General features: G+C 63.7%; 17 protein-coding genes and 1 other RNA gene. 9 read left to right on the top strand and 9 right to left on the bottom strand.

The window, feature by feature from the left end; all coding sequences use genetic code 11:
* Positions 1-36 precede the first annotated feature (36 nt).
* The 3 genes from ACELLULO517_RS03590 to thyX all read right to left on the bottom strand — a co-directional run bounded on the left by ACELLULO517_RS03590 (position 37) and on the right by thyX (position 5,639).
* The gene (locus ACELLULO517_RS03590) at positions 37-3,474 is read right to left on the bottom strand and encodes a transglutaminase family protein (protein WP_227305894.1); all 3,438 of its coding nucleotides are present in this window, start codon (positions 3,472-3,474) and stop codon (positions 37-39) included.
* 197 nt (positions 3,475-3,671) lie between these two features.
* A complete protein-coding gene (locus tag ACELLULO517_RS03585; protein ID WP_227305893.1) occupies positions 3,672-4,595 on the bottom strand; it encodes a protein-L-isoaspartate O-methyltransferase family protein in 924 nt (307 codons plus the stop codon).
* Between the two features lie 102 nt (positions 4,596-4,697).
* The gene (thyX, locus tag ACELLULO517_RS03580) at positions 4,698-5,639 is read right to left on the bottom strand and encodes an FAD-dependent thymidylate synthase (protein ID WP_227305892.1); all 942 of its coding nucleotides are present in this window, start codon (positions 5,637-5,639) and stop codon (positions 4,698-4,700) included.
* 6 nt (positions 5,640-5,645) lie between these two features.
* Between thyX and ssrA the strand changes: the two genes are divergently transcribed.
* Positions 5,646-5,970, top strand: a transfer-messenger RNA (tmRNA) gene (ssrA, locus tag ACELLULO517_RS03575).
* Positions 5,971-6,114: 144 nt separating this feature from the next.
* Positions 6,115-6,633 carry an SspB family protein gene (locus ACELLULO517_RS03570; RefSeq protein WP_227305891.1) on the top strand — a complete coding sequence of 173 codons (519 nt, stop codon included), beginning with the start codon at positions 6,115-6,117 and terminating at the stop codon, positions 6,631-6,633.
* 20 nt (positions 6,634-6,653) lie between these two features.
* Here ACELLULO517_RS03570 and ACELLULO517_RS03565 read toward each other — a convergent pair whose 3' ends face one another.
* Together ACELLULO517_RS03565 and ACELLULO517_RS03560 are read right to left on the bottom strand one after the other, a co-directional pair.
* Positions 6,654-6,986 (bottom strand): BrnA antitoxin family protein, encoded by a 333-nt coding sequence (locus ACELLULO517_RS03565; protein ID WP_227305890.1) that lies wholly within the window; start codon positions 6,984-6,986, stop codon positions 6,654-6,656.
* On the bottom strand, positions 6,976-7,218 hold the full coding sequence (locus ACELLULO517_RS03560) for a BrnT family toxin (protein WP_227305889.1): 243 nt from the start codon (positions 7,216-7,218) through the stop codon (positions 6,976-6,978). Before ACELLULO517_RS03560 ends, ACELLULO517_RS03565 begins: the two co-directional genes overlap by 11 nt.
* A gap of 174 nt (positions 7,219-7,392) precedes the next feature.
* Between ACELLULO517_RS03560 and ACELLULO517_RS03555 the strand changes: the two genes are divergently transcribed.
* From ACELLULO517_RS03555 to ACELLULO517_RS03525, 7 genes are all read left to right on the top strand, one after another.
* The gene (locus tag ACELLULO517_RS03555; protein ID WP_227305888.1) at positions 7,393-7,788 is read left to right on the top strand and encodes a VOC family protein; all 396 of its coding nucleotides are present in this window, start codon (positions 7,393-7,395) and stop codon (positions 7,786-7,788) included.
* A gap of 6 nt (positions 7,789-7,794) precedes the next feature.
* Complete coding sequence (gene queA, locus ACELLULO517_RS03550) at positions 7,795-8,832, top strand: tRNA preQ1(34) S-adenosylmethionine ribosyltransferase-isomerase QueA (RefSeq protein ID WP_227305887.1); 1,038 nt, start codon at positions 7,795-7,797, stop codon at positions 8,830-8,832.
* Positions 8,829-9,953 (top strand): tRNA guanosine(34) transglycosylase Tgt, encoded by a 1,125-nt coding sequence (tgt, locus tag ACELLULO517_RS03545; protein WP_227305886.1) that lies wholly within the window; start codon positions 8,829-8,831, stop codon positions 9,951-9,953. The genes queA and tgt overlap by 4 nt, the downstream gene beginning before the upstream one ends.
* Complete coding sequence (gene queF / locus ACELLULO517_RS03540) at positions 9,946-10,425, top strand: preQ(1) synthase (protein ID WP_227305885.1); 480 nt, start codon at positions 9,946-9,948, stop codon at positions 10,423-10,425. Before tgt ends, queF begins: the two co-directional genes overlap by 8 nt.
* Positions 10,422-11,537, top strand: a complete 1,116-nt coding sequence (queG, locus tag ACELLULO517_RS03535) for a tRNA epoxyqueuosine(34) reductase QueG (protein WP_227305884.1) — start codon at positions 10,422-10,424, stop codon at positions 11,535-11,537. Before queF ends, queG begins: the two co-directional genes overlap by 4 nt.
* Before the next feature lie 12 nt (positions 11,538-11,549).
* Positions 11,550-12,509 carry a phytanoyl-CoA dioxygenase family protein gene (locus ACELLULO517_RS03530; RefSeq protein WP_227305883.1) on the top strand — a complete coding sequence of 320 codons (960 nt, stop codon included), beginning with the start codon at positions 11,550-11,552 and terminating at the stop codon, positions 12,507-12,509.
* Between the two features lie 235 nt (positions 12,510-12,744).
* Positions 12,745-13,707 (top strand): phytanoyl-CoA dioxygenase family protein, encoded by a 963-nt coding sequence (locus tag ACELLULO517_RS03525; protein WP_227305882.1) that lies wholly within the window; start codon positions 12,745-12,747, stop codon positions 13,705-13,707.
* Here ACELLULO517_RS03525 and ACELLULO517_RS03520 read toward each other — a convergent pair.
* The 4 genes from ACELLULO517_RS03520 to minD form a co-directional block, all read right to left on the bottom strand.
* The gene (locus tag ACELLULO517_RS03520; protein WP_227305881.1) at positions 13,684-14,814 is read right to left on the bottom strand and encodes an aromatic ring-hydroxylating oxygenase subunit alpha; all 1,131 of its coding nucleotides are present in this window, start codon (positions 14,812-14,814) and stop codon (positions 13,684-13,686) included. The two genes, ACELLULO517_RS03525 and ACELLULO517_RS03520, sit on opposite strands and share 24 nt — an antisense overlap.
* Before the next feature lie 91 nt (positions 14,815-14,905).
* The gene (locus tag ACELLULO517_RS03515) at positions 14,906-16,594 is read right to left on the bottom strand and encodes a flavin monoamine oxidase family protein (protein WP_227305880.1); all 1,689 of its coding nucleotides are present in this window, start codon (positions 16,592-16,594) and stop codon (positions 14,906-14,908) included.
* Positions 16,595-16,620: 26 nt separating this feature from the next.
* Positions 16,621-16,917 carry a cell division topological specificity factor MinE gene (gene minE / locus ACELLULO517_RS03510; protein ID WP_227305879.1) on the bottom strand — a complete coding sequence of 99 codons (297 nt, stop codon included), beginning with the start codon at positions 16,915-16,917 and terminating at the stop codon, positions 16,621-16,623.
* Positions 16,914-17,729 carry a septum site-determining protein MinD gene (gene minD, locus ACELLULO517_RS03505; protein ID WP_227305878.1) on the bottom strand — a complete coding sequence of 272 codons (816 nt, stop codon included), beginning with the start codon at positions 17,727-17,729 and terminating at the stop codon, positions 16,914-16,916. The genes minE and minD overlap by 4 nt, the downstream gene beginning before the upstream one ends.
* Positions 17,730-17,746: the final 17 nt, after the last annotated feature.

Genomic DNA, 17,746 nt, shown 5'->3' with positions numbered 1-17,746 from the left:
CATCGCAGTCATGATTTTGGACAGCTTATGGCCTGTTCAAGCAAAGGCACGCAAATCCAGACTGCGCGGATGTTCGCGGCCCGCCCAACCGCGCGGCTCCTGCATCGGCCCCGCGCTATGGCGATTGACGCTGAACCTTGACCGACGCCGGGCTTCGGCCTCATTCGCATTGATCGGGAAGCGATCGTAGCTGAGCCCGCCGGGATGGGAGACGTAATGCGTCAGCCCGCCGAGCGACCGGCCGCTCCAGCGATCATAGATGTCGAAGACCAGCGGCGACTGGGCCTTGATCGTCGGGTGCAGCGCACTCGGCGGGTTCCAGGCCTTGAAGCGCACCGCGCCGACATATTCGCCCAAAGTATCGGTCGCGTGCAGCGGCACCGCCGCCCCGTTGCAGGACAGGATGAAGCGTTCCGCGACCCAGCCTGTCACCTTGGCCTGAAGGCGCTCGGGCGAGCTATCGACGTAGCGCACGGTGCCCCCCGCTGCCGGGTCTTCGGCCAGGGTGTGCCAGGGTTCCAGCGCATGCGTCACCTCAAGCTCGGTGCCATGCACGCTGACGGAGCCGATGACGGGGAAGCGAAACTCCATATGCGGCGCGAACCACGCGGCCGGGATCGGGAATCCGAGATCGCCAAGATCGAGCAGCGCGTCCTGCAGATCCTGCTGGACATAATGGCGCAGCATGAATTCGTCATGCAGGCGCGCCCCCCAACGGATCGTCGGACGCTCATAGGGTTTCTGCCAGAAAGCCGCGATCGCCGAGCGCATCAGCAGAACCTGCGTCAGCGACATCTGCGCATGCGGCGGCATCTCGAAGGCGCGGAATTCGACCAGACCGCGCCGGCCGCCAATGCCTTCCGGCGCATACATCTTGTCGATCGAGAATTCCGTCCGATGCGTATTGCCGGTCATATCGGCCAGCACATTGCGGAACAGACGGTCGGTCAGCCAGGGCGGCGTTTCCTTGAAGGGACTGACCTGGCCGAAGGCGACATCGAGCTCGTTCAGACTATCCATCCGTGCTTCGTCGATGCGCGGATGCTGCGAGGACGGGCCGATGAACAGGCCGCTGAAGAGGTAGGACAAGCTCGGATGGTTCTGCCAGAAGCCGAGCAGCGACTTCAGCAAATCCGGCCGGCGCAGGAAGGGGCTTTCCGCTACTTCCATACCGCCCATGACGACGTGATTGCCGCCGCCGGTGCCGATATGGCGGCCGTCGAGCATGAATTTCTCGGTCGCCAAGCCTTCTTCGCGGGCGATTTCATACAGCTGTTCGGTACGCTCCACCTGTTCGGCCCAATGCGCGGCCGGGTGGACGTTGACTTCGATGACGCCGGGGTCAGGCGTGACCGAGAAGCTGGACAGGCGCGAATCGGAGGGCGGCTGATAGCCTTCCAGGAAGATCTTGCGGCCCATCTCCTCGGCCGTCGCCTCGATGGCGGCGGCGAGATCGATCCAGTCTTCCGCCTCATACAGCGGCGGGAAGAAGACATGGATCATGCCGCCGCGCGCTTCGATGGCCATGGCGGTGCGGACCAGCCCGCTCTCCTCCCGGCCGACGCGTGGGCGCTCGCGGTCCCAATCCGGGTCCTGCGACACCCTCTGGCCCGGGATCGCGCCATAACCATTCGCACCGGACCCATAACCAGCCAGGCCGTAACCGGCCGCGCCGTAGCCGGCCGCGCCGTAATTGGCGGCGGAGCCATAGGTGCCGTATCCGGGGGCGCCGGTGCCGGCATCGACCGGGAGCCGGAACTGCCGGTCCCGTCGCGGATGCGGCGGCAGCGCCGTGACCGGCGCGAAGGGATCACGCGCGGTCTCGTAAGGCAGGTGGGAGGGATCAGCCCAGGGCAGGCTTTCCAGCGGCAGGCGGAAACCGACCGGGCTGTCGCCGGGGACCAGGAACATCGGCCCATCGCGGAAGAACCATTTGCCGCTCTCCCAGCGCAGGTTTGCCCCATCCACCACGCGGCGCAGCGGCAGCACGCTGCCGACCGAGGCGGCCAGCCCCTGGCCGTAGACGCGGGCAAGCCGCGCGCGCTCCAACGGGTCCTTCAGCTTGGCGTCTTCCACGATGACATTCGCGGGCAGGCGTTTTTCCCGCCACAGGAAGTAGTGGATATCCTCATAGGCCGGAATGACCAGCGCCGGGTCCAGGCCCAGCCGCTCGGCGAGAAGGGCCGCGAATTGCGCCGCATCGGCCGGCGTCGCGTCACCGGTATCGTCGTCGGAGGCAAGAAGATCGGGATTGAGCCAGACCGGTTCGCCGTCCTTACGCCAATGGCAATGCAAGGCCCAGCGCGGCAGCTGCTCGCCCGGATAGTGCTTGCCGAGCCCGTATTGCAGCGCCGCCCCCGGCGCCCAGAGCGGGGCAAGGCGCCGCATGAGCCGTCCGGCCATGCGTCGTTTGGTCGGGCCCAGCGCATCGACCGTCCATTCATCGGCATCGAAGTCCGAGGCCGAGACGAAGGTCGGCTCGCCGCCCATCGACAGCCTGACTTCGGAGGCGAGCAGCGCGCGATCGACGCGGGCGCCGGCGCGCAGAATCTCCTGCCAGGTGGCGTCATCATAGGGTTTGGTGGTGCGCGGGGTCTCGCTGATGCGCGCGACCTTCATTTCGAAATCGAAGGTGGTTTCGCATTCCTCGATCAGGCCTTCGATCGGTGCGGCCGACGCAGGTTCCGGCGTCGCGGCCAGCGGAATATGGCCTTCGCCCGCCAGCAGGCCCGAGGTCGCGTCGAAGCCGATCCAGCCGGCGCCCGGCAGATAGACCTCCGCCCAGGCGTGCAGATCGGTGAAATCCTCGGTTGGGCCTGCGGGGCCGGTGACGGGCTTCTGATCGGCGACCAGCTGGATGAGATAGCCTGAGACGAATCGGGCGGCGAAACCCAGATGGCGCAGCAGATGCACCAGCACCCAGGCGCTGTCGCGGCAGGAGCCGGTCGCCTTCGTCAGCGTTTCCTCCGGCGTCCAGACGCCCGGCTCCAACCGCACGATATAGGCGATGCGGCTGGCCAGCAGCTGGTTGATCTCGACCAGAAAATCGACGGTCTTTTTCTTATCCTGGGGGATCGCCGCCAGAAGCTGCAGCAGTTCCGGACCGGGCGGCGTTATCTTGCGGAAAGGCGCCAGTTCCTCGGTCAAGACCGGATCATAGGCGAAGGGGAAGAACTCGGCCTCGGGCTCGATGAAGAAATCGAAGGGGTTGATCGTCGCCATATCGGCGACGAGATCGACCAGAACCTCGAAATTCTGCACCTTCTCGGGGAAGACGACACGGGCTTGGAAATTGCCCTGCGGGTCCTGCTGCCAATTCAGAAAATGCGGTTCGGGCGAGATCTTCAGCGAATAGGAGAGAATAGGGGTACGACAATGCGGGGCGGGGCGCAGCCGAATGGTCTGAGGGCCAAGATTGACCAATCTGTCATAGGTATAGGTCGTGCGATGCGTCAGCGCAGCATGGATCGACATCTGGCGGGCTCTTCCTCGCGTTCGGGTAGGGCGGGCGGTGTCAGCGGGCGGGTTAATGCGACAATGCTGCCTGACAACGCCAGCCGGGTCGATGCCTCGTTGACGCGCTGGCGACAATAAATGTGGTTTAACCGCGCAAATGAAATGAGCGGCGAAGGGCGGTTGCTGTCCGCCCTATCGCGCGCGCGGCGGACGCGTCAGGTCGCTTTCGGCTGCTTCTGGATGGCGCCGGTCATCGGAATGAAGAAGACGCCGACGTCGCGGCGGGAGTGGATCTTTCCGTTCTCGTCCTTGTGGTAGACATACAGGACCTGTCCACGCTTGAAGGGCTGGCCGATCGGGATGATCATCTTGCCGCCTGGTTTCAGCTGCGCGAACAAGGCCGGCGGCGCGAATTCCGCGGCGCAGGTGACGATGATGACGTCGAAACCATCCTTGACTTCCGGCCAGCCGTAATAGCCGTCGCCGACGCGGGTGGTGACATTGTCATAGCCCAGCGGCTTGAAGATATGAGAGACGGCTTTGCCCAGCGGCTCGATGATTTCGATCGAATAGGCGTGATCGACGATGCGGGACAGAAGCGAGCTTTGGAAGCCGCTGCCGGTGCCGACTTCAAGCGATACCATCCCCGGCTTCGGCGCCAGAAGCTGGGTCATATAGGCCTGGCCGAGATAATCCGACAGCGCGGAGCCCCAGCCGATGGCCCAGGGTTTGGGCTCAGCCTCATAGGCCTCAGACGGCGCCGCCAGATGTTCCTGATACATATAATGGTAGTATTCTCGCGGCACCTGCTGAAAGGCGGCGAGCACGGCCGGGTCGGCCGAGCCGAAATGCTGCGTCAGATAGCTTTTGATGAGCGCCATGGCGGCCGGCTTGCGCGCCTGGATGGCATCGAATTCATTCTGGGAGATCGTCGTCGGGCGGTCCGACTCGGCCATCGCCTGTGTATAGCGCGCGAGCGTCCAAGGCTTGCCCTCGGTCTCCGTGCCCAAGACCGCTGGTGCGGTTGTATCCGCGAAAGCGGGCAAGGCCGGCAAAGCCAGGCCGGCAGCGGCACCGGCCAGCAGCAAGCGCCGGCCGATCAGGCTATTGGCATGGGTCAGGTCGGTCGTCTTGGCCATCGGGGGCCTCCGTCACGTTCGCGCAGGGTGCATGCGGCAAAGCCAGGCCGGGGTCAACGACCCTTGCCATGTCATCATGAAGTCGCAGGGATTGCCGTCTGTTCAGCTGGGCGCGATCTCAAGGCTCGCCATCATTTCCCGCCATTCGCGGACGGATAGGCCGCTATCGGCCTGCGCGATCGTTTCGCCGCTCAGCATGCGACGCAGCACGGCCAGCATCGGGCCGGAGAAGGTCACAGCCCCCATCCGGTAGTCGAGGAAGGCCTGATGGGCGACCGGCACCCAGGCCGCGACGATGTCGAGCATCGCTTCGGCATAGACGCGGATTTCGTATTGCGCGTGGGGATCGGCGCGCAGCGAGAGGAAATGGAAGAGGCTGTGAAGGTTCGTCTTCCAGTACCATTGCGTATAGGTGTTGAGCGTCAGGTTCATCCGCGCGAGTTCGCGGGCAAGACCCATGCGCTCGGGGTCGGCCGGCTTGTCGGCGCTGCCCTCGTTCAGCATCCACTCGTAATTGTCGTAGGTCTGCTCGGCATCGGAGCGCAACAGTGCCAGCACGCGGGCTGCGTCCTCGCCCTCCAGGATCGCGTCGCGGCCCTGGCGGTTGAGTTTGGACTGGCCAGCGAGCTGCGCCGGTTCGGGGATGTAGAATTCCCGGTCCATGACGGAATAGCGCGCCGAATATTCGTTCACGCTCGCCATGCGGTGCCGGATCCACTGCCGCGCCACAAAGATGGGCAGCTTCACGTGGAACTTGATGTCGCACATCTCGAAGGGCGTCGTGTGCCGGTGGCGCATCAGGTAGCGAATGAGCCCGGTATCCTCGCTCACCTTCTTGGTGCCGCGCCCGTAGGAGACGCGGGCGGCCTGCACGATGGCATGGTCATCGCCCATATAGTCGATGACGCGGACGAATCCATGGTCGAGCAGCGCCACGGGCTGATAGAGCCGGGCTTCCAGCGCGGGCACCGTGGCGCGCAGGGTGGTATGCGTCGCCTCCGGAGCTGCGGGTATCGCGATGGTCTGGTCTTCGCTGGCGCTCACGGGATGCCTCTTCTCTTCACACGTCCCGCGCCCTATATTCGATCCGCTGGCCCTGTGGCCAGATATGGCGATAAACGGTGCTCGGAATAAGCGTAGTGGACCCGGGGGCAGTACTCGGCGCCTCCACCATTTACCTCAGGCCTTGGTCTGGGGCCCATGGGGGCGAAATAGGCTCGACACGCGCGGTAAAGGTACATCTTTTGCTCGGCATGATACCGCCGTTATCGGGTCATTTTACAAATGCCAATGATAACCATGAGGCATTCGCTATCGCTGCGTAAGCAGTGACAAGCGCGGTTCGGGGGGCACCGGGCAACAGAAGCCCCCTATTAAATCCCGCAACACTGCCTAAATTCGACAGGTTGATGTCAGCTGGTCTGGCCCTCTCTGGCCGAGCGCGCTATGCGAACCTCTGAAGGCCGTCTTCGTGCGGCCGAGCGGGCCGCAGGGTGCTGCTGATGTGGAGACGAATTGCGTGACAGAAGAGCCGAGCGACCCGCCCCCCAGCCTGCTTCCGTATGACGGCTGGTTTGAAGAGGCGCAGCGCCAGGTGGCGCTCCGTGCGTTGGCCTTTGCGGCCGAGCATGGGTTGCCCGGCGCTCATCATTTCTACCTGACCTTCCGCACCGATTATCCCGGCGTGCTGATCCCGTCCCGTCTTTCGGCGCAATACCCGGAAGAGATGACCATCGTGCTTCAGCATCAATTCTGGGATTTGAAGATCGACGAGGATGAGGTGGTGACGGTCGGCTTGTCCTTCTCCGGCATTCCGGCAACCCTCATTATCCCGTCCGGCGCCATCATCGGCTTCGCCGATCCGCATGTCCGCTTCGGTCTGCGCATGCAGCCGCGCGCCTTCGAGGACGAGGATATGCTGGTCGAAGACGAGGTCGAGAGCGAGATCGAAGACGCCCCGGTTGTCCCCGAGGTTTCCGAGACGCCGCAGGTGGTCAGCCTGGATGCCTTCCGCCGCCGGTCGCCGCCCAAGGAATAAGGCTTGTCGCGTCGTGCTGCCTAGGCGCGCCGTTTGGTTTGATCCTGCACGAAGGCGCGCAGCACGGCGTTAATGCGCGTCTGATAGCCTGGGCCCTGGTCCCGGAACCATTGCACCACGTCCTGATCCAGCCGGAGCGACAGCAGTTGCTTCGGTCCAGGCATGACCGCGATGGCATCTTTCATCCAATCGCGCGGAATATCCGCCCAATCGGGATCAGACGCGATATCACGCGCTAGTTGTTCTTCCGTCTTGGCACGGACGCGCTCCCATTCGGTCTGGCTTTCGCCGCGCTCGCGCATCGCTTTTAGCTCGGCCGATGTATATCTCACGATGTTTTCGTCATTCGCCATGTCTTGATCTCCGCAATGAGATGATCCGGACTGTCTGCCCGCGCATGGTGAAGATCACCGCAGCACGTAAGCCATGGATCATTCCGGTCGCTAGCCAGCGTTCTTCGCAGCTGACTGTCCGTGCTTGGGCGATTTTATGCTCGCCGAGGAATATCAAATCGGCATCGATGAAATCGAGACCATGCTTCGCGATATTGCTGCGCCGCTTGGCCTCATCCCATTCGATGTCCATCCTGGAACCTTTGCCGATGGAGCCTTGTTGTAGCTACGCTCATAGCTACATTTCAGCAAGGCTTTTGGAGGCGGACATGCTGCCCCGCGCCCCAAACATTCCCTCATCAGCCTTATTCCGCTATGGCCCGCGCTCAGCCGCTTTGCCGGCACCCGTATCGAAGGGCTTTGAGGCATGCGTTTTACCATCGACCGGATTGATCATATCTCGCTCACCTGCAGCGATGTCGAAATCGCGGCCTCCTGGTTTCAGCGCGTGCTGGGCATGGAGCGTGAGGAATTCGGTCAGGAAGGCCGCACCGCGCTCAAATTCGGCGGCCAGAAGATCAACCTCTACACCGCGTCCGAAGACCCGACGAATACGGGTGCGGCTGCGGGTCCGGGCACGGCCTCCATCTGCTTCATCACCGGCGTCGGTACCGAAGACATCATCAGCCATCTGGTTGGCTGCGGTGTGACGGTGGAGAAGGGGCCGGTGCCACGCCTGGGCGCCTTGGGTCCGATGAGTTCCGTCTATTGCCGCGATCCGGACGGCAATCTCATCGAGATCGCCTCCTACCTCGAAGACTGATCATCCGTGCGCCTCTCCGATTTCGATTTCGATCTGCCGCCGGGGTCCATCGCCCATCACCCGGTCAAGCCGCGCGACGCGGCCAAGCTGCTGCACGTCACCGCGTCGGCGCTCGGCGACCATAGCGTGCGCGACCTGCCCGGGCTGCTGCAGCCCGGCGATATCCTGGTCGCCAATGATACGCGCGTCATCCCGGCCCAGCTTTCCGCCAAGCGCGGTGAGGCGCGAATCGGCATCACGCTGGACCGTCCGCTGGCCGACGGCACCTGGCAGGCGCTGGCCCGCAACGCCAAGCGGCTGCATGACGGCGACCGGCTGGATTTCGACGGCGCTGATCTAACCGCGACCGTCGCCGACCGCCGGGCGGATGGCAGCATCGCGCTGCGCTTCGACCGAGAGGGGGATGCCTTCGCCCACGCCCTGGCCCAGGCCGGTGCATTGGCTTTGCCGCCCTATATCGAGCGGCCGGACGGCCCGACTCCGGAGGACACGTCTGACTATCAGACCGTTTTCGCCCAGCCGGATGGCGCGGTCGCCGCCCCCACGGCGGGGCTGCATTTCACCCCCGCATTGCTGGCGGCGCTCGATGCGCGTGGCGTGAAACGTGCGACCGTCACGCTGCATGTCGGCGTCGGTACCTTTCTGCCCGTGCGCGTCGATGACGTGACCGAGCATCGCATGCATGCCGAGCGCGGCATCGTGACGGCTGAGACCGCCGATCTTATCAACCGCACGCGGGCTGGCGGCGGCCGCGTCGTCGCTATCGGCACCACCAGCCTGCGCCTGCTGGAAAGTGCGGCGTCAGCGGACGGCACGCTCGGCGCTTTCGCGGGCGACACCAGCATCTTCATTCTTCCCGGCTATCAATTCCGTATCGTCGATCGGCTCATGACCAATTTTCACCTGCCGCGTTCCACGCTGTTCATGCTCGTCTCCGCTTTCGCGGGGCGGGAGCGCATGGGCAGCGCTTATGACCACGCCATACGCCAAGGCTATCGCTTCTTCTCCTATGGCGATGCGTCCTTGCTGGAGCGCGCGGCATGAGCCTGACCTGGGAAAAAGCGGCGAGTGACGGCTATGCCCGCGCCGGCACGCTGAAGACCGCGCATGGCGATGTGCCGACCCCGACCTTCATGCCGGTCGGCACGGCGGCGACGGTGAAGGGCATGACGGCGGATGCCGTGCGTTCCACCGGCGCCGGCATCGTGCTCGGCAATACCTATCACCTCATGCTGCGTCCGGGCGCGGACAAGGTCGCGTCCTTCGGCGGTCTGCATAAGCTGATGGACTGGTCGGGCCCGATTCTGACCGACAGTGGCGGTTTCCAGGTCATGTCGCTGGCGGGGCTGCGCAAGCTCGACGCCGACGGCGTGACCTTTCAATCCCATCTCGACGGATCGAAGCACCGGCTGACGCCCGCGATCTCGGTGCAGATCCAGCACAAGCTGGACGCGACCATCACCATGGTGCTGGACGAATGCCCGCCCTTTCCGGTGACGGAGGAACAGGCCAAGTCGTCGATGGAAATGTCCATGCGCTGGGCCGGCCTGTCGCGCGCGGCTTTCGTGCCGCGTGACGGTTACGGGCTGTTCGGCATCGTGCAGGGCAGCGTCTTCCCCGATCTCCGTCGTCGCTCGATCGAGGCGCTGATGGAAATCGGCTTCGAGGGCTATGCGCTTGGTGGCCTCGCGGTCGGCGAAGGGCAGGAGATGATGTTCGCCATGATCGAGGCGACCTGGGACATCATGCCCGCCGACAAGCCGCGCTATCTGATGGGCGTTGGCACGCCGGACGATCTGCTCGGCTCCATCGCGCGCGGCATCGACATGTTCGATTGCGTCATGCCGACGCGGGCGGGCCGCACCGGCCGCGCCTTTACGTCGCGCGGCATTCTGAACATGCGCAACGCGCGCTTCGCCGATGACGGCAAGCCGCTGGACCCAGGTTGCGCCTGCCTCGGCTGTCAGCGCCATGTGCGCGGCTATTTGCATCATCTGTTCCGGGCGGAAGAAATGCTCGGGCCGATGCTGCTGACCTGGCATAATCTGACCTATTATCAAACGCTGGTCGCCGGTGCCCGTGCGGCCATTATCGAAGGACGGCTCGACGCCTATATCGCGGACGTCCGCGCCCGTTGGGCGGAAGGAGACCAGAACGATGGCTAAGTCGCCCAAGGCTGAATCGATCTACGAGGGTCTGACGCAGCTTGGCCAGGACGCGCGCCCGGCCGATCGGCCGGAGGATGCGCTGCTGGAACGCGTGCCCGCGCCGAACCAGGGGCAGGACTACGTCGTGCGCTTTACCGCGCCGGAATTCACCTCGCTTTGCCCGATGACGGGCCAGCCGGACTTCGCCCATATCGTTATCGACTATATTCCCGGCGAATGGCTGGTGGAGAGCAAGTCGCTGAAGCTGTTCCTGACCAGCTTCCGCAATCACGGCGCCTTTCATGAAGCCTGCAGCATGATGATCGCGCAGCGGTTGATCGATCTGCTGTCGCCGCGCTGGCTGCGTATCGGCGCCTATTGGTATCCGCGCGGTGGCATTCCGATCGACGTGTTTTACCAGACCGGCAAGCCGCCCGAGGGCGTGTTCCTGCCTGACCAGGGCGTGCCGACCTATCGCGGCCGGGGATGACGCCGCGCACCGACATTGAGGCCGAGATCCGCGTCAAGGCGCAGGCGCTCGGCTTCGATGCGGTGGGTTTCGCGCGGGCTGAACTGCCCCCTTCCGCGGGCGCGCGTCTGGCCGAACTCGTGTCCGCCGGCCATCACGGTGAGATGGGCTGGATGGCGGAGCGGATGGCGCAGCGCGCGGACCCGCGCGGGCTTTGGCCAGAGGTCCGCAGCGTCATCTCTCTCGGCATGAGCTACGCACCGGAAGGCGATGCGCTGGCAACGCTCGGCCATAAGACGGCTGGCAATATTTCGGTCTATGCCCGCAACCGGGACTATCACGACATTATCAAAGGAAAGCTGAAGCACCTCGCGCAGTTTGTCCTTTCGCGTGCGGGGGAGCGCACGCCGCAGGTGAAAGTCTTTGTCGATACCGCGCCGGTGATGGAAAAGCCGCTGGCGCAGCAAGCTGGGCTCGGTTGGCAGGGCAAGCACACCAATCTCGTCTCCCGCAAACACGGCTCCTGGCTGTTTTTGGGTGAAATTTATACGACACTTGATCTGTCACCGGACAGCTCTCACGATGACCGGTGCGGCTCATGTCGGCGCTGCATCGATGCCTGCCCGACCGAGGCCATCACCGCGCCCTACACGCTGCAGCCGACACGCTGCATCAGCTATCTGACGATCGAGCATAAAGGCCCGATCCCCGAGGAATTCCGCGAAGCTTTAGGCAATCGCATCTATGGCTGCGACGATTGCCTGGCCGTCTGCCCGTGGAATCGTTTCGCGCAAGCAGGACGCGAGGCGAAGCTCGCTGCCCGCGCCGATCTGGAAGCGCCTGCGTTGCGCGACCTGTCGCGTCTTGATGATGCAGGCTTTCGCGCCAGGTTTGCGGGGTCGCCTGTCAAACGCATCGGACGTGACCGTTTTCTGCGCAATGTTGCGATAGCGATCGGGAATAGCGGCGATCCGGCTTTGTTGCCCGAGGTCGAGCGTTTGGCCAAGGACCCCGATGCCATCTTGGCGGAAGCTGCGGCCTGGGCTGCGGTCCGTCTGCGTACCATGCCAAAGTTGTTGCCGGGTGTTGATGAGGCGGGGGTCCCGACGCTAGGGTCCGCCAATCCAGAGTGAAGGTTTTCGCCCATGGCTTCCTTGCGGTCCACCGTCCGACAGTTTCTGCATCAGACCGGGTTGCGGCCGATCCCGACACCGAAGCCGCCTGTCTATGTCCGGCCCGTGCCCTATGCAGCGCCGCGACCGGACGGGAACCCCGTCAGTTTTGATGAACTCGCGGAATATATGGACCCGGCGCAGCTGCCGCCGCTGGACAGGCCCGGCGTTGATCTGCCTTCTCTCACGCCCGAACAGCGGAGCTGGTGGCAGGATGGTGCGGTCGAGCTGAAAGGCTTCCTGCCCGACGACCTGGTCGATGCCTATGTCGCCGAGCGCTCGAAACTCGACCATCTCGGCTGGCTGCAGCCGACCCCCTATCTTCATGTGCCGTCTCTGCGCGACCTCGCCATGTATCCGCCGCTCATGGCCGTCATGGAAAGCCTGATCAGCGAGCCCCTGATGCTGCATCTCGCGCTTACGGGCTGGATCAGCACCGCCAGGGCCTGGCATCAGGACGATTATCTGAACCCGCCCCATGTCGCGAGCTGGTACACGGCCGTCTGGATCGCGTTGGATGACATCCATCCCGACAGCGGACCTTTCGAATATCTTCCGGGCTCGCATCGCTGGCCGCTTCTGCGCCGGGACGTCGTCATGACCCATCTGACCGATGAGGAATTGCAGCGGAAGGAAAAGCTGACCGGGCACAATTCCTGGGAGCGCTATGCCGAACGCTTCGTGACCCCGGCGGTCGATCGCAAGGTCGCGGAATCCGGTCTGCCGATCCGGCAATTCCTGGGCAAGAAGGGGGATGTGCTGATCTGGCACGGCGCGCTGATGCATCGCGGGTCCGTGGCGAATGTTCCGCTCATGCCGCGCAAATCGCTCATCACCCATTATTCCGGCATCAATCATCGGCCTGACATGGCCAAGCGGAAGCAGCATGAGGGCGGCGGAACTTACGCCCTGTTCGACCATCCTTTCGGCTAGAGTCCGTCAGGTTTAGTTGGAAACGACCCCTTGCCCCGTCATGGCCGGGCTTGACCCGGTCATCCAGTCCTTGGGCGCCCCAACGAATGGATGCCCGGCTCTGGGGCCGGGCATGACGATATTAGGGACAAGCTTCAGTTAAAATCAGACAAACTCTAGGACCGGGTTAAGGCGCGTCTTCGGGCCCGTCGTTTTTGTTCTGGGCAGGATTAAGGGCCAGCAGAGAGGATTCGTTATGGCCAATCTGAAATGGCGCGTCCGCCAATTGCTGCGGCGGTGCGGGTTGCGCCGCTCTCGGCTGATAAAGCCACCGGCCAGTTTCAGGCGTCCGGTGCCCTATGCCGGGCCGCATCCCGACGGTCGCCCGATCAGCTTTGCCGATCTCTCAGAACCCATGGACCCGGCAAGACTGCCGCCGCTCGACCAGCCGGGCGTCGATCTGTCCAAGCTGACGCCTTATCAACGCAGCTGGCACGAGCAGGGTGTGGTCGAACTCAAGGGCTTCCTGCCCGATGATCTTGTGGACGCCTATATTGCCCGGCGTGCGCCCATCGCGGATCACGGTTGGCTGAAGGCCACACCCTATCTGCATGTGCCGGAACTGCGCGACCTGGCCCTCTATCCGCCGCTCATGAAGATCATGCAGAGCCTGATCGGCGAACCGATGATGCTGCATCTCGCGCTCACCGGCTGGATCAGCACGGCCAGGGCCTGGCATCAGGACGATTATCTGAACCCGCCCCATGTCGCGAGTTGGTACACCGCCGTCTGGATCGCGCTGGACGAGATCCATCCCGACAGCGGGCCTTTCGAATATCTGCCGGGCTCGCATCGCTGGCCCTTGCTGCGGCGCGAAAAGGTCTTGGCCTATCTGACCGATGACGAATTGCAGCGGAAAGAGGCGCTGACCGGGCATAATTCCTGGGAGAAATATGCCGAACGCTTCATCACCCCGGCCGTCGACCGTCAGGTCGTGGAGACGGGCCTGCCGGTGCGGCAATTCCTCGGCAAGAAGGGCGATGTTCTGATCTGGCACGGCATGCTGATGCACCGCGGGTCCGTCGCAAACGTTCCGCGTATGCCGCGCAAATCCCTCATCACGCATTATTCCGGTATCAATCACCGGAAGGACATGCCGTACCGCAGCACCCATGCCGGCGGCGGCAGCTACGCCCTATTCGACCACGCGTTCGAGTGAGGGTGCGCGGCTGACGGCGCGGGGCACATCCTCGGGCGTGCCGCGCTCCATCAGCAAAGCACGCAGATTGCGGATGACCGGGAAGACTTCCTGATTGAGGTCGCGGCCCTGCATGTCATGCGCGGCCTGTTCCTGTTCCACGATTTCGCGGTCTTCCTTGAAGATGCGCTCGGTAAACAGGATCAGCAGCGGCCAGGCCGCTTCCAGAATGCCGGGGATTTTCGGCTTGTGGATGGAGAGCAGGCCGAAGGTGCGGTTGGTGCGCTGCTCGCTGTCCTGCGGCACATAGGCGATCCAAAGATCCATGACCGGGGTCGCATCCTTCGTGCGGATGCGCAGCGTCTGATAGGGATATTCGGTGCGGATGGTCATGACATCCTTATCCGCGAACTCGGCCTGCGTGCCGCGCCGCTGGCCGAAGATCGCGGCCTCGCCCCAGGGCTGCTTGCCGTCCGTGCGGGCGAAGCTGTAGCGCGCCTCCACCCAATCCTCGCCTTGCGCCTGACCCAGGAAGCGCGGGCGCATCTGGCCCATCTGCTTGCGGTGCAGGAACTGATGGTTCATGTCCATCAGGTTCTCATGCATGAAGGTGTAGTGGCAGCCGACGATCTGGCCGAAGCGGCGGGTCTTGTAGGCGGGGTTGGCGACCGACCCTAAGGCCGGCAAGGGTGTGGTCGCGGCCAGCGCCGGATCGCCGGGAAAGACCAGAATAAGGCCCTCTTTCTCCTGGACCGGATAGGCGCGCACGCCATTGGGCAGCTTGCCCTTGCCCAGATAGGGCACGTCCGTGCATTGGCCGGACTGGTCATAGGCCCAGCCGTGATAGCCGCAGCGAATGGCGCAGCCTTCGACCAGTCCCTGGCTCAACGGTACCTGGCGATGGGCGCAGCGATCCTCCAGCGCAAAGACAGGTCTGGCCGCGTCCTTGGGCCGGGCCAGCACGATCGGCTTGTCCGCGAAACGCACGGCCAATGTCTTTCCGGCCTTCAATTCGCGCGACCAGGCGAGCGGATACCAATGATCGGGATGGGCGCCGACACGCCGCAGATCCCGTCCCAGGCCAGCGCAGGGGATCGCTTCGTCATCGGAAAGAAAACTGTGGTCCATGCTTACGAAGCCTCACGCCTGCAGAGCGCGCAGCATAGGCCGCGGCCGGGATTACCCTAAGTAAACTTCCCTAGGCAGATGAGGGCTTGGCTCAATTTGGCAAGTCGATTGGCGCGATGGCGTCGAAGACATCGCCTGGACCGGGGTTCTCGGTCAGCGTTTTGCCGCCGAATTGATGCAGCACGCCCCAGACGGTGTTGAGCGCCGTCTGCACCGCGCCTTCCGCCCAGCCGGGCGTGAAGGAAATGCCGTCGCCGGCCAGGAACAGCCCGCGCTCGGCGTCCGGCATGCTGTCCTGCATGAAGTGGCAGAACATCTGGCGATTGTAGCGATAATGGCCGGGCAACGCGCCTTTGAAGGCGCCAAGGAAATTCGGGTCGCTCTCCCAGGACACCGTAATCGGCTCACCGATGATATGGGATGCGATATCGACGCCGGGATAGACTTTCTGCAGAGCCGCCAGCATCAGCCGCACCCGCCGTTCGGCGTCCAGCGGCAGCACCTTCATCGCATCCGACATCCAGGAATAGGAGAGGCAGATGACCGAGGGCTTGTCCGGCCCATTGTCGAACAGATAGGTGCCGCGGGTGATGCGATCCGTCAGCGTCATGCTCATCTTGTAGCGGCCGGTTTTTTCGTCCCGTTCGGTCCAGAAGGGCTTGTCGACCATGACGAAGGTCTTGGCGGATTGCATGTAGCGGGTGCGGTCCAGGGCCATCCAAAGCTTTTGGGAGAACAGGCTCTCGTCGCAATCGATATGGGTCGTCAGCAGCCAGGAATGGCAGGTGACGATGGCAGCCTTGTAGCGGCGCGTGTCGCCCCAGCGATCCGTGATGGCGATCGCGCCGCCCTCATCCCGCGCGATCCGGGTGACACCCGGTCGCGGCGCGCCGGCATGGAGCGAGGCGAGGGATGTGCCCGCCGGCCAATGGGCCAGCGTCGTCGGTGCCAGCTGCCACAGGCGTCGGGGCAGTTGCTCGGCGCCGCCTACCATCATGCGCTGGTTCTCGTCCTGCGCCGTCACCACCACGCGCAGGATTTCCAGCATGGAATTGGGGAAATCGCTGTCCCAGCCGCCGGTGCCGAAACCGACCTGCCCGAAAACCTCGCGGTGGCGGAAGGATTTCTGGGCGAAGCTCCGGGAGGAGGCGACGAAATCATAGAAGGTCCGCTCGTCCCAAAGTGGCACAAGCTTGTTCCAGACCGCTTTCAAGGCCGCGACATCACGCGTGCGAACGGCGGTCTGCAGGGCAGTGAAATCGGCGCCGCCCTCAAGCGCCTCGGACCAGGCTTCGGACACCTCGCGCAATAACGGGGGAAGCTCACCCTTGCCGGCGCCTTCGACATAGAATTGCTCGGATTCGAGATCGATCAGGGTCGAAGGCGTCGCTTCATCCAGCGGATTGGGAAAGGGTTTTGTCTCGATCCCGACCTGACCGATGTAATGATACAGCCCGGTCGAGGAGATCGGGAAGCGCATGCCGCCCAATTCGGCGAAGACGCCATCGGCGCCGCTAAAGGGTTCCGAGCGCAGGCGCCCGCCCATGCGGGAGGATTCGTAGATGACGGGCTTAAAGCCGAGCTTCATCAGCTCATGCGCCGCGACGATACCGGCAAGACCTGCGCCGATGACGGCGACTTCCTGCCCTAGTTCGGCATCGGGCAAGCGCCCTAACCCTGCGGGATGGGAAATCCAGCGGTCGTAATCGAACGGGAAATCAGGCCCGAAGGTCGTGACCGGCGGCTTGGCTTCGGTGTCGGTGTCCGGCAACAAAGACATGCAGGCAGCCTCCCATCACGAGCGTCTCAGGACGCCCGGAGAGCGGCCCGTTTCAATGAAGCCTGCTTTTCCGCGAGACCGGGCGGAATCTCAATGCCGATCTCAAGCGTCGAGAAACTATCGCCGCGGTCGAGCTTGATCTGGACCTTTTCGCGTTCGACGGAGACATGCTTGGCGATGACCGCCAGGATTTCCTCCTGCAAAATGGCCACCAGGTCGCTATTGCCGCCCAAGGTCCCGCGTTCATGCGCGAGGAGGATCTGCAGGCGGTCGCGGGCGATAGCGGCAGTCGGCTTCCGGCTTAGAAAGCTGAAAAAGCTCATGCAACCCTCCTACCGAATAGCTTGGTCAGGAAACCCGTCTTCTCACCGGGCACCGTCATCGGCACCTGCTCGCCCATCAGGCGGCGGGCGGCGTCGGCATAGGCGCGGGACGGTGCGGCGTCCGGGTTGGACAGGACGACCGGCGTGCCCAGGTTGGACGCGCGCAGGACTTCCGGGCTTTCCGGGATGATGCCGAGCAGCGGGATGGAGAGAATCTCCAGCACATCCTCGGTCTTCAGCATGTCGCCGCGGGCGGCACGAACCGGGTCATACCGGGTCAGCAGCAGATGTTTCTCGATCCGCTCCCCCTTCGCCGCGCGCTCGGTCTTGCTGTCCAGCAGGCCGATGATGCGGTCGCTGTCGCGGACGGAGGAGACTTCAGGGTTAGTGACGATGACGGCGACATCGGCGTGATGCATGGCGAGCGTGGCGCCACGTTCGATCCCGGCGGGGCTATCGCAGATCACCCAGTCGAACTTCTCGCGCAGCTCGGCGATGATCTTTTCCACGCCTTCGCTGGTCAGCGCGTCCTTGTCCCGCGTCTGCGAGGCGGGAAGGATGGAGAGCGTCTCCACCCGCTTGTCGCGGATCAGCGCCTGGGACAGTTTCGCATCGCCCTGGATGACGTTGATCATGTCGAAAACGACGCGGCGTTCCGCGCCCATCACGATGTCGAGATTGCGCAGGCCGACGTCGAAATCGACGACGACGACATTCTTACCCGCCTTGGCCAGGGCAGCGCCGAGGGCAGCGGTGGACGTCGTCTTGCCCACGCCACCTTTGCCCGAGGTCACCACGAGAACTTTGGACATGCCTTTACCCCTATGCG

Source organism: Acidisoma cellulosilyticum, from assembly GCF_020621385.1.
Lineage (GTDB): Bacteria > Pseudomonadota > Alphaproteobacteria > Acetobacterales > Acetobacteraceae > Acidisoma > Acidisoma cellulosilyticum.
The sequence above is the reverse complement of the archived record's forward strand: the minus strand, read 5'-3'. Positions and strand labels throughout refer to the sequence as shown.

What these genes read in the sequence shown, in the direction of transcription:
- ACELLULO517_RS03590 (WP_227305894.1), bottom strand. Translation starts at nt 3,474, where the DNA reads ATGTCGATCCATGCTGCGCTGACGCATCGCACGACCTATACCTATGAC.
- ACELLULO517_RS03585 (WP_227305893.1), bottom strand. Translation starts at nt 4,595, where the DNA reads ATGGCCAAGACGACCGACCTGACCCATGCCAATAGCCTGATCGGCCGG.
- ACELLULO517_RS03565 (WP_227305890.1), bottom strand. Translation starts at nt 6,986, where the DNA reads ATGGCGAATGACGAAAACATCGTGAGATATACATCGGCCGAGCTAAAA.
- ACELLULO517_RS03560 (WP_227305889.1), bottom strand. Translation starts at nt 7,218, where the DNA reads ATGGACATCGAATGGGATGAGGCCAAGCGGCGCAGCAATATCGCGAAG.
- ACELLULO517_RS03555 (WP_227305888.1), top strand. Translation starts at nt 7,393, where the DNA reads ATGCGTTTTACCATCGACCGGATTGATCATATCTCGCTCACCTGCAGC.
- tgt (WP_227305886.1), top strand. Translation starts at nt 8,829, where the DNA reads ATGAGCCTGACCTGGGAAAAAGCGGCGAGTGACGGCTATGCCCGCGCC.
- queF (WP_227305885.1), top strand. Translation starts at nt 9,946, where the DNA reads ATGGCTAAGTCGCCCAAGGCTGAATCGATCTACGAGGGTCTGACGCAG.
- queG (WP_227305884.1), top strand. Translation starts at nt 10,422, where the DNA reads ATGACGCCGCGCACCGACATTGAGGCCGAGATCCGCGTCAAGGCGCAG.
- ACELLULO517_RS03530 (WP_227305883.1), top strand. Translation starts at nt 11,550, where the DNA reads ATGGCTTCCTTGCGGTCCACCGTCCGACAGTTTCTGCATCAGACCGGG.
- ACELLULO517_RS03525 (WP_227305882.1), top strand. Translation starts at nt 12,745, where the DNA reads ATGGCCAATCTGAAATGGCGCGTCCGCCAATTGCTGCGGCGGTGCGGG.
- ACELLULO517_RS03520 (WP_227305881.1), bottom strand. Translation starts at nt 14,814, where the DNA reads ATGGACCACAGTTTTCTTTCCGATGACGAAGCGATCCCCTGCGCTGGC.
- ACELLULO517_RS03515 (WP_227305880.1), bottom strand. Translation starts at nt 16,594, where the DNA reads ATGTCTTTGTTGCCGGACACCGACACCGAAGCCAAGCCGCCGGTCACG.
- minE (WP_227305879.1), bottom strand. Translation starts at nt 16,917, where the DNA reads ATGAGCTTTTTCAGCTTTCTAAGCCGGAAGCCGACTGCCGCTATCGCC.
- minD (WP_227305878.1), bottom strand. Translation starts at nt 17,729, where the DNA reads ATGTCCAAAGTTCTCGTGGTGACCTCGGGCAAAGGTGGCGTGGGCAAG.